The sequence below is a fragment of the Neobacillus citreus genome (assembly GCF_018343545.2).
Classification (GTDB): Bacteria; Bacillota; Bacilli; order Bacillales; family Cytobacillaceae; genus Neobacillus; species Neobacillus citreus.
The window spans coordinates 99,645-112,845 of sequence record NZ_JAGYPE020000003.1; the positions used below are offsets into that span (position 1 = coordinate 99,645).

The 13,201-nt window shown below is 38.2% G+C and carries 14 protein-coding genes; 11 read left to right on the forward strand and 3 right to left on the reverse strand.

Going from position 1 to position 13,201, the window contains the following annotated elements; translation table 11 throughout:
- Window positions 1-308 precede the first annotated feature (308 nt).
- The 9 genes from KHB02_RS03160 (at window position 309) to KHB02_RS03200 (ending at window position 8,523) form a co-directional block, all read left to right on the forward strand.
- Window positions 309-704, forward strand: coding sequence for a CidA/LrgA family protein (locus KHB02_RS03160; protein ID WP_213145946.1), 396 nt, complete (start codon window positions 309-311; stop codon window positions 702-704).
- Window positions 705-713: 9 nt separating this feature from the next.
- Window positions 714-1,415 carry an LrgB family protein gene (locus tag KHB02_RS03165; RefSeq protein WP_213145947.1) on the forward strand — a complete coding sequence of 234 codons (702 nt, stop codon included), beginning with the start codon at window positions 714-716 and terminating at the stop codon, window positions 1,413-1,415.
- Between the two features lie 216 nt (window positions 1,416-1,631).
- On the forward strand, window positions 1,632-1,751 hold the full coding sequence (locus tag KHB02_RS03170; protein WP_213119615.1) for a ferredoxin: 120 nt from the start codon (window positions 1,632-1,634) through the stop codon (window positions 1,749-1,751).
- Window positions 1,752-1,898: 147 nt separating this feature from the next.
- The gene (locus KHB02_RS03175; protein WP_213119616.1) at window positions 1,899-3,593 is read left to right on the forward strand and encodes a thiamine pyrophosphate-binding protein; all 1,695 of its coding nucleotides are present in this window, start codon (window positions 1,899-1,901) and stop codon (window positions 3,591-3,593) included.
- 25 nt (window positions 3,594-3,618) lie between these two features.
- Complete coding sequence (locus tag KHB02_RS03180; RefSeq protein WP_213145948.1) at window positions 3,619-4,908, forward strand: MFS transporter; 1,290 nt, start codon at window positions 3,619-3,621, stop codon at window positions 4,906-4,908.
- Between the two features lie 115 nt (window positions 4,909-5,023).
- The gene (locus KHB02_RS03185) at window positions 5,024-6,571 is read left to right on the forward strand and encodes a long-chain-fatty-acid--CoA ligase (protein WP_213145949.1); all 1,548 of its coding nucleotides are present in this window, start codon (window positions 5,024-5,026) and stop codon (window positions 6,569-6,571) included.
- Between the two features lie 177 nt (window positions 6,572-6,748).
- On the forward strand, window positions 6,749-7,219 hold the full coding sequence (locus KHB02_RS03190; RefSeq protein ID WP_241113690.1) for an SDR family NAD(P)-dependent oxidoreductase: 471 nt from the start codon (window positions 6,749-6,751) through the stop codon (window positions 7,217-7,219).
- An 85-nt stretch (window positions 7,220-7,304) separates the two neighbouring features.
- On the forward strand, window positions 7,305-7,739 hold the full coding sequence (locus KHB02_RS03195; RefSeq protein ID WP_213145951.1) for an ester cyclase: 435 nt from the start codon (window positions 7,305-7,307) through the stop codon (window positions 7,737-7,739).
- A gap of 91 nt (window positions 7,740-7,830) precedes the next feature.
- Window positions 7,831-8,523 carry an aspartate/glutamate racemase family protein gene (locus KHB02_RS03200; protein ID WP_213145952.1) on the forward strand — a complete coding sequence of 231 codons (693 nt, stop codon included), beginning with the start codon at window positions 7,831-7,833 and terminating at the stop codon, window positions 8,521-8,523.
- A gap of 86 nt (window positions 8,524-8,609) precedes the next feature.
- On the opposite strand, the gene KHB02_RS03205 is transcribed toward KHB02_RS03200, so the two are convergent.
- Both KHB02_RS03205 and KHB02_RS03210 read right to left on the reverse strand, forming a co-directional pair.
- Window positions 8,610-8,915, reverse strand: a complete 306-nt coding sequence (locus tag KHB02_RS03205; RefSeq protein ID WP_213145953.1) for a monooxygenase — start codon at window positions 8,913-8,915, stop codon at window positions 8,610-8,612.
- A gap of 12 nt (window positions 8,916-8,927) precedes the next feature.
- Window positions 8,928-9,863: a DsbA family protein gene (locus KHB02_RS03210; protein ID WP_213145954.1), complete on the reverse strand. Its 936-nt coding sequence runs from the start codon at window positions 9,861-9,863 to the stop codon at window positions 8,928-8,930.
- Between the two features lie 176 nt (window positions 9,864-10,039).
- Between KHB02_RS03210 and KHB02_RS03215 the strand changes: the two genes are divergently transcribed.
- Window positions 10,040-10,609, forward strand: a complete 570-nt coding sequence (locus tag KHB02_RS03215) for a TetR/AcrR family transcriptional regulator (RefSeq protein WP_213145955.1) — start codon at window positions 10,040-10,042, stop codon at window positions 10,607-10,609.
- Between the two features lie 169 nt (window positions 10,610-10,778).
- Here KHB02_RS03215 and KHB02_RS03220 read toward each other — a convergent pair whose 3' ends face one another.
- The gene (locus tag KHB02_RS03220; protein ID WP_213145956.1) at window positions 10,779-11,591 is read right to left on the reverse strand and encodes an IclR family transcriptional regulator; all 813 of its coding nucleotides are present in this window, start codon (window positions 11,589-11,591) and stop codon (window positions 10,779-10,781) included.
- 457 nt (window positions 11,592-12,048) lie between these two features.
- Between KHB02_RS03220 and KHB02_RS03225 the strand changes: the two genes are divergently transcribed.
- The gene (locus KHB02_RS03225; protein ID WP_213146070.1) at window positions 12,049-13,197 is read left to right on the forward strand and encodes an acyl-CoA dehydrogenase family protein; all 1,149 of its coding nucleotides are present in this window, start codon (window positions 12,049-12,051) and stop codon (window positions 13,195-13,197) included.
- Window positions 13,198-13,201 lie beyond the last annotated feature (4 nt).

Genomic DNA, 13,201 nt, shown 5'->3' on the forward strand with positions numbered 1-13,201 from the left:
GTATTCTTTCTTATATCAATGTTGTTTTTTATTTATACTAGTCACCTGATCACCGGTTCATCTCAATCCCACTCTTTACAAGTATTAGCTGCACGTTGACTTGCAACGGCAAATGCAAATGTATTAAAAATTTTAGGGGTAAGACTACATTTTATATTTAGTTATGGTCATCCATCAAGATTTTCAAAGATTAAATAGACTGATTAAAGTAAGAAAGGTCGTACACGTACAATTAATATACCAATTATCAGTGATGGTAAAAAATTCATAAACAAGCTAAATAATTTATTAATTGGAAGGAAAAGTGTATGAGAATACTTAAATTTTTGCTAATCCCCTTACAAATCTTGGTGCTTTGTATTTTTTATTGGCTGGTGCAGCAAATAGTTGTTTGGATCCATATACCAATTCCTGCAAGTGTATTGGGAATGGTTCTTCTAGCAATTTTATTGATTGCAGATATTATTCCACTACATTTTATTGAAGATGGATCTCAATGCTTAATTAAGTTTATGCCCATTATGTTTGTACCTGATGGAGTAGCCTTGTTATATTCCGGAGATATTTTAAAAAATAACGGGGTTATGTTGTTAGTCATGTTTTTGATTTCTACAATATTGGTCATGTCTTTAACAGCTATTACATCCATTTACATGCAGAAGGATAAAAAACAAATAAATAATGACCAAAAAGTGGAAGGGTGATTGTAAAGAATGGGGATACATCCTTACACTATTGGTTATGGTTTGATATTAACCGTAAGTGTTTACTGCATTGCTGTTTGGGTAAATGGAAAGATTCCTTCCTTATTGACAAGCCCAATGATATTAAGCATTTTGATGGTAGGCTCTGTTTTAATAGGATTTAAATTTCCATATGAAGACTATTATGAGGGTGGAAAACTCATATCTTGGTTTTTAGGTCCAGCAGTCATTTCACTAGCAGTACCTATCAAGAAAAATGTGGCCGTTTTAATAAAATTTAAGAAAGCAATCTTCTTAGGTACTTTCGTTGGTTCCTTAACCGCAATCTTAAGTAACTTTTGGCTGTTTTACGCTGCAGGATTTCCTCCAAGTTTGGTGTACTCGATTGTACCGAAGCACGTTACTACTCCTATAGCGATGGAACTATCTAAGATTATGGGAGGAGACCCATCCATTACTGTCGGAATAACCTTTTTCACGGGAATATTTGGATTTCTAACTGTCGGATACTTTTTGGATCGTTTCTCGATTAAAGATCCTATTTCAAGAGGTTTAGTTATAGGTGTTTCATATCATGGACTAGGAGCAGTACGTGCCATGGAAGAGGGGGAATTAACCGGTGCAATTGGCAGTATAGCATTTATTATTACCGGAACTATTACAAGCTTCTTAACTCCAATTCTATTAATATGGTTTAAGACTATTTTATAATTGCCCAAATAATACTCGAAAGATCGAACTGAAACAACTAGAGAGTGCTTACTACACATCAAGGTATTTTTACGACCAAAACTATCTGAAAACTCTAAATTTATAAAAAACGGCGACTCTAAATTAACAAGCTCATATGTTTATTTTCATTGGAAGTTAAGAGCAAGAAAGAATGCTTGGTGAAGCAGGCATTTTCTTGAAAGGAGGTGATTCTTCATGAAGGTCACTATTGATCAAAACGTATGTCTAGGAAAAGAAATGTGTTTAGAAATCGCACCAGAAGTTTTTAAAATCGGAAAGGAAGGTAAGTCGAGTGTTTACCAATCAGATCCCTAGTTATTAGAGCTAATTTGTAAAGTTGAAGAGAATTGTCCTGCAGGTGCCATATTGGATGAGAAGTTGACTAAATTTAACTTAGTTTTTCATCTTTTGCTAGATTTGTTATCAATGTAATTTTAATTATAAACTTTGGAGGGAAAATTCATGAATGGAGCTGAGCTGCTTGTTGCGGCTCTCTATAAAAAGGGAGTACGACAGGTCTTTTCACTTAATGGTGGACACATTAGTTTGGTATACAAGGCTTTGATTGACTATGGAATCCGTATTGTTGATGTACGGCATGAGGAAGCTGCCGCTCATATGGCGTATGCATGGGCTCGTCTTACGGGACAACCTGCTGTTGTATTAGCAACGGCTGGCCCTGGAGTAACAAATACAACAACCGGTGTTGCTACAGCTTTTCAGGCTGCCACACCTATGGTGGTAATTGGAGCACATGCACCTATTCCTCAAATGGGAATGGGCGCGATGCAGGAAATTGATCAAGCGGGTATTATGAAGCCAATTACAAAATTTGCGGAACTCATTTTTGAAACAAAGAAAATCCCTATGTGGGTTAATAGAGCGTTTCAAACAACGAGTAGTGGAAAGCCAGGACCTGTTTTCTTAGATATACCGACAAGTGTATTTAAAGCCGAGGCAGATCCAAAGTGGTTGGAACAGGTAAGTGACACATTAGTCGTCGACCCACCAGCTCCTGATCTGTCTGCTGTCCAAAAAGTGACATCAATTTTGCGGAATGCAGAGAGACCATTAATTATTGCCGGAGGTGGCACATTCTTTTCTGGTGCTCACGAAGCATTGATCGATTTTGCAGAGCGCCATGGAGTACCTGTTTTGACGACATCTCTGAACAAAGGTGTGTTTCCGGACACACATCCACTGCATGTGGGAGCAGCACGTTCGCTCGCAATGGCAACTGCGGATGTAGTTATTATTCTCGGCGCACGACTTAACTTTATTTTAGGTTATGGTTATGAGCCGCGGTTCTCAAAAGATTCTATATTCGTTCAGGTAGATACGGATCCAACTGAAATCGCCCGAACTCGTCCTATTGATGTACCTGTAATTAGTGACGTTCGAAAATTTCTCTTGGAACTAGATATGGCATTACAAGATCATCCTAATGTATCTAAACAGTTTACTTCATGGGTACAGAAATTGCAAAAGAAGGATCGCGATAACAGGGATCGATTAGATCGACAAGCAGCCGAGTTGACATCTTCGCCGATCCATCCGCTTCGACTTTGTTACGAAGTAAATAAGTATTTGACGAAAGATACAACCTTAGTTGCTGATGGCGGAGATATCCTTTCCTATGGCAGGCTTGCGTTTGGTCGTGACTTGCCAGGACATTACGTAGATCCTGGAGCATTAGGCACAATTGGTATTGGCATTTCTGCAGCTATAGCTGCCAAAATTGCCCGTCCAGAATCACCAGTAATATTGGTAGTTGGAGATGGCTCATTAGGATTTACCTTATCGGAATTAGACACTGCAGTGAGACACCAAATTCCAATCGTAATCGTTGTTAGTAACAATGGAGGCTGGAATATTGAAAGAAAGGCAATGGAATTAGACTTTGGTCCAGAATACACAGTTGGAACTACTTTAAATCGTACGCGCTACGACTTAATTATGGAAGCATTCGGGGGACATGGAGAATGGGTGACAGAGCTGTCGCAGTTACCAGATGCTCTGCAAAGATCTATCGAAGCCGGTGTTCCAGCACTGGTTAATGTAGAAACGGATGCAAATGTCGTTTCTCCCGACTTGGCAAGGGGGCTTGCCCAAGTTCCAGAGGATCAACCTATTAACTATAAAAGTGTAACTGAATAACCTTATCGAGGGGAATGATATGCGATTGAAATCAGGTAACCAACCACCAAAAACCAGATGGTACCGTATAGGATTGTTCTTGTTCCTAGTATATTTATTTGCTTTTATAGATCGGTCGAATATCGGAATGGCTGCACCAAGCATGACTAGTGAATTGGGTCTTACATCAAAAGAAATGGGCTTATTGTTGTCGGCGTTCTTTTGGGGTTATATTTTAACGCAAATGCCAGGAGGATGGATCGCCCAACGATTTAGTGCAAAGTGGGTTATTATTACTGCTTCGACGTTATTTGGGATTTTCAGCTGCTTGACTGGATTCATGCAGTCAAATGAGAGTCTAGTAGCTGTTCGGTTTTTGTTGGGATTGGCAGAAGGTGCTATGTGGCCCTCATTCATGGTTTTGACAATTAAATGGTTTCCAGTAAATGAACGTGCACAAATCTCAGGATTATTCCTTTTAGCCATTCCTTTATCCAGTGTTATTTTGTCTCCATTGGCAGGTTGGATGATTGATACATGGGATTGGAAAATGATGTTTTTCCTACAAGCCCTACCCCCAATACTCTTAGCGGTATTTGCAATCTTCCTATTAGCTGACGACCCCATGGAGGATAAAAGGCTATCTGAGAAAGAACGAGAGTTCATTCTTAACAATAGGGGTATTAAAATAAATGATGGTCCTACTCAAAAACAACCCTTTATAAAATCGATATTGTCATCCCGTCTGTGGGTCCTCGGTTTAATTTACCTATTTTGGTTGACAGGATTATACGCATATGGGTTGTGGCTGCCTACAGTGGTAAAGTCAATAAACGGCGGCACGCTAACAACCGTAGGAATGTTAAGTGCCATCCCACCACTACTGGGTGCTATTGCGATGTTTTTGAATTCACGACTTTCTGATAGGAATATGACTCGTGGAAAATATGTAATTTGGCCACTTACACTAGGTGGAACAGCGCTTTTAGTGAGTCATTTTATCCATGATCCGGTTTTGAGTTACCTCTTGCTTTGCATAAGTGCGATTGGGATTTATACACCATTTGGGGCGTGGTGGGCTTGGTGTTTGGATAATATCCCCCCAGAACACACGGGTTCGCATAATGGTTTCATAAATTTATTTGGCAATTTTGGTGGGGTCATTGGTCCACCAATTGTAGCCTTAGCTAGTGACGGTTCAAATGTTGGTTCTGGGTTTTATATACTAGGTTTTGGAATGCTTCTTGCTGCCCTATTATCCGTATTATTAAGTTTTTCAACAAATAGAGATAGTAAAAGTTTGGAACAAAGTTATATGAAACCGCCTTCATTGTAGTTAACCTCTTAGCGAATTTTTAATTCTAAATTATCAATAAATGGGTGGACCCGAAAACCTTGAAGATATAAGTTTTCGGGTCTCTAATAGAGTATAAATGTGAGGGGGGTTCATAATGGAATTCACACTTGGAAAATTACTATCTATTACTGCTGCAAAATACTCTAACAAAACGGCAATAATTTTTGGTGAGACGAGATATACCTATGCTGAAGTAGAAGAAAGAGCTAATCGATTAGCTAATGCCTTGATGAATATGGGACTGAAAAAAGGGGATCGTTGTGCAGTTTTGTTTTACAATCGTGCAGAATGGCTTGAGGTACACCATGGTTTGGCCAAGGCAGGTATTATTGTGGTTCCGGTAAATTTTCGTTTTACTGCCACGGAGGTTAAGTATGTAATTAATAACTCTAGAGCTAAGGCGATTATATACGAAGAATCCTTTTCTGAAATAGTCGAAGAGATTAAAGAAGATACACCTAGTCTTGCACATTATGTAGGTTTAGGTGAAGAGGGTAAAGACATTAATTATGATGAGTGGTTAAGATCCTCATCATCAGATAATCCCGAGGTGGATGTTAGAGAAAACGATCCTCTTTTAATAGGATATACTTCCGGTACGACGGGATTTCCAAAGGGAGCAGTGATTACTCACCGAAAACTGGTAACAAATCATCTCGTGTTCTCCAAGGAATTTGGGGGAATTAATTGTACAGATAAAATGCTGTTAATAATGCCAATGTTCCATGGGAATTCCACTTGGTTCCTACAAATGGTGGCTTTGAATGGTGGAACAAGTGTCGTCTTTCCTTCTACTGGCTTTAATCCAGAAGAGTTATTACGTATTATTGAAACAGAGAAAATTACTTTTACTTCGTTGGTTCCGACTATGCTTACTATGATATTGAATTTACCTGGAAAAATTAAAAATAAGTATGATGTGTCTTCTCTTCGGATGCTTTTGAGTAGTTCAGCTCCAATTATGTCAAAAACTAAAGAAGAGACCCTTAAATTTTTTGAAGGGATAGATTTATATGAATTTTACGGTGCTACTGAAGCAGGTATCGTAACCTTATTGCGACCTGTGGATCAGTCGAGAAAAGCTCGTTCAGTCGGTCAAGTTGTAGTAGGTCAGGAAGTACGTCTTCTGGATGAAAGTGGAAATGAAGTTCCCGTAGGTGAGATTGGAGAGATTTATGTTAAAGGCATCTGCGTAGTATTAGATGAGTATTGGGAGAACCCTGAAGCGACGAGCGAAGCACACCGAGAAGATTGGTTATCAATAGGGGATATGGCCAGAATGGATAAGGAAGGTTATATTTACCTGGGAGACAGAAAAAAAGACCTTATCATCAGCGGAGGGGAAAATGTCTATCCTACAGAAGTGGAGAACGTAATTGCAAGTCATCCAAAAGTGTACGAAGTAGCAGTCATTGGGTTATTTGATGAACTATGGGGCGAAAAAGTGCATGCAGTGGTTGAGATGAAATCGGGAGAAGTAGTCGAAGAGCAAGAAATTATTGATTATTGTCGTGATAAATTGGCTGGCTATAAAATACCTAAGTCGGTAGACTTTGTCGAAAAGCTGCCAAAAAATCCGACAGGGAAAATTGTTCGCCGTACTATAAAAGAACAGTATTCCGAGAGGACCGTAAACTGTTGAAACCTCCTAGATATTTACGTTGGTACATTAATGTTGTATAAGTTGAGGCTTTTTATCAAGAACATTACGGTACATTATTTTGCTAAGAAGAAGAGTGGCGGTCGCGCCACTCTTTTTGAAGTTTTTCCAATTTATTATTTTACGGGACCTCTAGTAATCACAGTAAGCTTAGAATTGATGGCAAAAATTTTTGCGTTAACATTTGTGGAATTCCCTTTAGAAAAATGGAATCTCTTATTTGGCGTCATTTTAACCGGGACATTCCTCATGACAAAACACGTCATTCCTACGATGAAAAAACAACACAAGGGACGAATCATTAACATTTCTTCCCCTCATGGCAGAATTCCTGACGCCTATAAATCTGACTATGTCGCTGCAAAATTTGCGGTAGTTGGATTCACCCAAACAGCAGCACTTGAAACGGCAAAGGGTGGCATCACGGTAAATGCGATTATGCCTGGACCAGTACGAACAGAATTAATTGAAAAACAAATACCTAAATTGGTAGCAGAGGATGAGGAAGCCCTAAACCATCATATCTTAGGAAAACAATGCATGAAACGCCTGCTAGAACCATCAGAAATTGGAGTAACCGCTGTTTTTCTAGCCTTAGACGGTGCCGCCGCGGTAATTTTTTTCTGGTGAGGGTAAGAAGGAAATTATTTCATTAGTAACGAAAATAATAGTTTAGCGTTTTTAAAGTTTAGATAGAGAGAAATGGAGTCAGATTATGATTAGTTCAGAGAAAAAGAAAGTAGTAGAGCAGTGGTTTTTTGAATTTTTTACAAAAGGAGATTTAAGCGTTATAGATGAAGTAACCACAGAAGATTTTATTTATCATGGGTCTAGTGGTGATTCTACTCGTCAGAAGCTAAAGGACTTTATGGGGTGGTACCGCACCTGTTTTCAAGACGATCAATGGGAAATAAACGATTTTATTGAACAAGATAATAAGCTGGTTGTAAGGTATACAGGTCACAGCACATATAAAGGTGGCTGGTTTAATATTCCTTCTACCAATCAAAGGATTAAGGAAACAGGCATAATGATCTATTATTTTGAGGGAAAAAAGGTTAAAGAGCTTTGGTGCGAGTTATCAGATGCAAATGTGCTGTATCAATTAGATGCACTTCCAAAGGGAACTCATGAAACTTTCGAAAACTAGAAGCAAAATGGAACATAGCTCAGAAGCTAACGGAATGGCGAGATTTAAAAAAACAATTTGAATACTTATCCATTAAATGGAGGAGAAGCATTTGAAAACAATCGGTTTAATAGGCGGAATGAGCTGGGAGTCTTCCATAGAATATTACCGAATCATCAATGAGGAAGTTAAGCGCCAATTGGGAGGATTACATTCGGCAAAGTGCATTTTATACAGTGTTGATTTTGATGAAATCGAACGTTACCAGGCTAGTGGAGAATGGGAATCCGCGGGGCTCGCATTGGCTGAAGTCGCTCTGTCCTTGGAAAAAGCCGGAGCAGATTTCATTGTGATTTGCACCAATACCATGCACAAGGTCATCGATTCTATTAATGAAAAAATACATATACCGATCTTACATATAGCAGACGCAACAGTTAAACAAATACAGACTCTGAAGATTAATACGATTGGGTTACTTGGCACGAAATATACTATGGTAGAAGACTTCTACAAATCTAGAATTGAGGCAAATGGGATAAAGGTAGTGATCCCCGATAAAGATGAAATAGAGCGAATCAATAGTGTGATTTATGAGGAATTATGTGTAGGCACGATCAAGCAAAACTCGAAAGAATATTATAAAAAAGTGATCAAAAATTTAGTGGACAGGGGAGCCGAAGGGATTATATTAGGTTGTACAGAAATTGGTTTACTGGTGAAACCAGAGGATTCTGTAATTCCACTGTTCGATACAACAGTCATACATGCTATTGAAGCAGTAAATAAAGCGTTAGAATTATGAAAAATCCACAAGGACGGTTCATGTGCATCATTTCTTATAGTAAAAGTGATGCACGAGAACCGCCCCCGTGCATCTTATTTATTCATTTATTTTACAGGACCATGAGTAATCTCAGTAAGCTTAGAATTGATGGCAAAGATTTTTGCGTTTACTTTAGATATACCAAATCCGGCTAACCGTTTAGAATGCATATCTAAATATTGTTCTGCTGTTTCTTTTGTTTCGAAAATATAAATCCCACCTGCTTCATTTGTTTCAGGGCTTTCTGTCCAGATTTTCCACACGAAGCCAGGTTCTTCCTTAATACTTTTCGCTAAATCAGTAAATGCCTCTGCCATTTCATCCCCGAATGGACCATTCATGTTGAAATCCACTTGTAATACGTATGCCATCTTTAATCCCCCTTATTTTGTAGTAGTGGTAAAATACTGTTCTCCAAGAATTTCCTTCACTTGATAGCTTTTTGGTGAAAGTTCTTTGCTAATAAAGCTGTTAATCTCCGATTTTTCAACATCATACATCACTTCAATTTCTTTTGAAAACAGAAGTTTCTCTTTTTCAAGCAAGGTCGAAAGAGGTGATTGCTGTTTTGGCTGCAGTTCTTCCAGATTTAGAACTTGCTTTAACCCGGCAGCATAGTTTTCCAATGGACGAGCACCGACAATTTTAACGCCTTTATTTTCTTCATTGACGATGATAATGGTTGGGAACCCACGAACACCGAGGTTTCGTGCCAACATGAAATCTTCTTTTAATAATTGCTGTCCGTTTTGTTGTTCCGCTTCATTTACAATAACTTTTCCATCAAGTCCAAGCTTGTTGACAATCTCTATCAAAATGGATTCATCTGAGATATTTTGATTAAAGGCGAAAAGGGCTTCTCTTGCACGTCGTAAATATTCAAAGGCCAATGCGTCGTCGTTATGATTTTTTTGAATCACTTTAAAGACGCGAGAAGGGGGATAGGATGACTGAACGGGATTGTCAATCATGAGCGACCCATCAATTGGCATGCGGGAAATTTCACCAACTTCTCTCCAGTGACCAGCCACGTCCGCAGGTTTAAAGATTCCATTTGCAGGATCGATAGGTCCATCATGCCATTTTTCCAGCAACCCGCCCATAACCGTATGGAAGTTAAAATGCTGTCCATACTGCTCTACAAAACGGCGAAGAACTGGTTCGAGTGCCCAGCAATGGGAGCATATCGGGTCCGTCACATAATATACATTTACGGTTTTCTTTGGTTGATTGAAATCAATGATTTCCATATTTTCCTCTTCAACTACACCACATACACCGGTTTCTAAGTCACAAATCATGTTATTATTTTCTTTCATATCAAACTACCTCCTTTGTATTTGTTAAAAAAGCTGCCTATTTAGAATTGATTTCATATTTGTTGTACAATTGGATTGTAGTACATAATGAAAAACACCAATACCAATAGATAATTGGATTTATCGTATATACAACATATTTGAAAAATTGTCGAAAAAGTAGGAGGTTTTTTTGAATGGATCAGGAAAAAACGGACCCCAGAATTCTTCGGACACGTAAATTAATCATGGATTCGTTTATTGAACTTTCGGGAAAAAAGGAATTCAAGGATATTACCATTAAAGATATTACAACAGAGGCCATGGTCAATCGTGCGACCTTTTATTATCATTTCGAGGATAAATATGACTTATTAGAAAAGGTCCTATCAGAAGTCCTATTGATCAATTTGAATTCCGATCAGGTTGATCAAAACGAACTAAATGAAGATACCATTGTTAGTATTTTCGTAGCCATTACAAATTTTCAAAATTCCTTATCCAATCGCTGCCATAGAGGCTATGAAGACACCATCGCCCGCATTATCAGGGATCAACTAGAAGTTATTTTTTACAAAATGTTGTTAAAAAGGCATTCAATGGACGAAAATGATGCGCTAAAGAGGACAGCTGTCATGTTAAGTTGGGGAATCTACGGAGCGTCAGTAGAATGGAGAAGAAACAGAGAGGTACCACCGGAAGAATTTATCAAATCGCTTATTCCGTTTATTATGTATGGGATTGATTTTGAGACTATAAACCAATAGATATTACCAAAAAGAGGCTAGTGATTTCATTATCGTCACATAAAGAATAAAAGCCAACTATCCCAAAAATAGGGGGGTTGGCATTATTCATAAGTCGGAAATTCTCAATCTATATTTGGAGTAACACAACTATAAAAAGCAGAGGGAAGTTTATGAAATATGGAATTTATCATACTTTAAAGATAGGTTCTTTTCCTCCCAGTGCTTCTGTAATACTTCTTGCTGCTTTTTTAAGTTTGTCTCCACAAATAGAAACATAATCTTCGTCTACATTTGTAGCAAAACCGAGACAGGCAATAACCATGGCAATTTGGCCGCTATAATCAAAAATGGGGGCTGCAATACCGAATACCCCAGGTGTATGTTCTTCATAACTTACTGCAAATCCCTTACTACGAACCTCTTTTAAGCTCTCCTTATACGTTTCTAAGTCTGTAATTGTCTTATCGGTAAATTGTTTCAAATTTACTTTTTCAAGAATTTGTTCCATTCTATGTTCTTCCAAATAGGCCAAGTAACACTTACCGAAGGAGGCACTCGTTATTGGGAAATGCTGCCCTATTTTAACAGACACATGAACATGGTAATCTGGAACATCCAGTTCTTCCTTAGCGACGTACATTAAGCGATTATCTGAGATGGGTTCAAGTAAAACACTTGTCATCCGCGTTTCCTCACACACCCATTTAAGGTGGGGCTGAGCCAGTTTGAGGTAATCAATAAATTCTGATGCGCGAGAACCTAAAATGATAAGATAGGAGCCAAGACTATACTGTTTTGAGTCCGCATCATACGAAACGAATCGATTGTGATTTAGTAATTTTAGAATTCTATGGCAAGTACTTTTGTTGATTGATAAATTTTTTGAGATTTGCGACAACGAGCGTTCTTTACTCTTATATCTACTTAAATATTCCAAAATCTTAATTGCGGCTTCAAGCGCAGGGACCTCCGATTTTTCTCTTTCATTGGGTGTATCCATAACGTAAACTCCTTTTTAATAATCTCCCGTAACTCAATTATACAGGGTTAAAGGAAAAAGCAAATATGCCTTACAATTATTCCTTATGTATATTTTCAGAAAAAACAAAAAGATATAATGTGTCAAATTATAAATTGTAAACCCTTAATTGTCTAACGATTTATTTTATTAGAAAAATTAAAAATATTATTGACGAATTAATTGAACGAATAGTATTATTGTTCCAATAGTGGTACGCAATTCCCTGTGTGAAATTATAATATGAATCTCTTAAAGTAGCTATTAGCCTACCCATTTAGGGAATAGAAATTTTTTTGGGATATTTGTTCCGTATACGGAACAAATGTATTATATGTGGAACTGATTCATCCAATTAACTCTCCATCGGATGAAATAGTCGAAATCAACAGGGCAAAGGATTTTAAGGATATTTAATTAAGAAAGGAAAGTGAAAAAGATGGATTTTCGATTTTCAGAGGACATTCAATTTTTAAAGCAAAGTATTCGTGATTTTATTGATAGTGAAGTGGATCCATTGGCAATGGACATTGAAGAGAATAATGAAATTCCTGAAAAAATCATGAACATGTCCAAGGAAATGGGATTGTTCGGATTAAGTATCCCGGAGGAATATGGCGGAATCGGTATTGGTATGGTGGGGAAATGTGCCATTTATGAGGAATTAGGAAGAACCCATAATGGCTATACCACTGTCATTGGTGCTCATACGGGGATTGGTTCCGTAGGGATTGTCGAAATGGGGAATGAAGAACAAAAGCGGAAGTATTTGCCGCCGATGGCAAGGGGAGAAATGATTGGTGCGTTTGCTTTAACGGAACCAAGTGCTGGCTCAAATGCAACAAATCTGAAAACAACTGCTGTAAGAAAAGGTGACAAATACATACTGAATGGGAGCAAACATTATATTACCAATGCCCCGATCGCCGATGTCTTTACCGTCATGGCTGTGACAGATCCTTCTAAAGGTGCAAAAGGCATTACGTCCTTTATTGTTGAAAAAGACTTTCCAGGCTTTACAATTGGAAAAAATGAAAAGAAAATGGGTCTCCGTGGATCCCATTCAGCCGAAATTTTCTTTGAAGATTGTGAAGTCCCAGCAGAAAATGTGCTCGGTCAAGAAGGTCAAGGATATGTAAACGCTTTAAAAATTCTTGCCAATGGACGGGCAGGACTTGCAGCACGTAACTTAGGTTCTTGCGAAAAGCTGTTGGAAATGTCTATCCAACATGCCAATTCGCGAATCCAATTTGGCAAACCAATTTTTGAACAGCAAATCATTCAACATTATTTGGCTGATATGGCTCTTGATATCGAATCATTACGGAGCATGACTTATCGTGTGGCTTGGATGGTCGATCAAGGGATGAAGGTCATTAAGGAAGCAGCTATGGTAAAACTTCTTGGTTCCGAAGTTTATAATCGTACCGCAGATAAAGCAGTACAAATTCACGGAGGCCTTGGCTATATTGCGGAATTCCCAGTGGAACGTTTTTATCGGGATGCTAGAATAACGAAAATTTATGAAGGAACCTCCGAAATCCAAAAAAATATTATCGCGGCACAGTTGAAAAACGAATACCTTTAATCAA

Excerpts from the sequence above, each read along its gene's own strand:
- KHB02_RS03185 (WP_213145949.1), top strand. The coding sequence starts at position 5,024 with ATGGAATTCACACTTGGAAAATTACTATCTATTACTGCTGCAAAATAC.
- KHB02_RS03170 (WP_213119615.1), top strand. The coding sequence starts at position 1,632 with ATGAAGGTCACTATTGATCAAAACGTATGTCTAGGAAAAGAAATGTGT.
- KHB02_RS03160 (WP_213145946.1), top strand. The coding sequence starts at position 309 with ATGAGAATACTTAAATTTTTGCTAATCCCCTTACAAATCTTGGTGCTT.
- KHB02_RS03225 (WP_213146070.1), top strand. The coding sequence starts at position 12,049 with ATGGATTTTCGATTTTCAGAGGACATTCAATTTTTAAAGCAAAGTATT.
- KHB02_RS03205 (WP_213145953.1), bottom strand. The coding sequence starts at position 8,915 with ATGGCATACGTATTACAAGTGGATTTCAACATGAATGGTCCATTCGGG.
- KHB02_RS03165 (WP_213145947.1), top strand. The coding sequence starts at position 714 with ATGGGGATACATCCTTACACTATTGGTTATGGTTTGATATTAACCGTA.
- KHB02_RS03190 (WP_241113690.1), top strand. The coding sequence starts at position 6,749 with ATGGCAAAAATTTTTGCGTTAACATTTGTGGAATTCCCTTTAGAAAAA.
- KHB02_RS03195 (WP_213145951.1), top strand. The coding sequence starts at position 7,305 with ATGATTAGTTCAGAGAAAAAGAAAGTAGTAGAGCAGTGGTTTTTTGAA.
- KHB02_RS03175 (WP_213119616.1), top strand. The coding sequence starts at position 1,899 with ATGAATGGAGCTGAGCTGCTTGTTGCGGCTCTCTATAAAAAGGGAGTA.
- KHB02_RS03215 (WP_213145955.1), top strand. The coding sequence starts at position 10,040 with ATGGATCAGGAAAAAACGGACCCCAGAATTCTTCGGACACGTAAATTA.
- KHB02_RS03220 (WP_213145956.1), bottom strand. The coding sequence starts at position 11,591 with ATGGATACACCCAATGAAAGAGAAAAATCGGAGGTCCCTGCGCTTGAA.
- KHB02_RS03210 (WP_213145954.1), bottom strand. The coding sequence starts at position 9,863 with ATGAAAGAAAATAATAACATGATTTGTGACTTAGAAACCGGTGTATGT.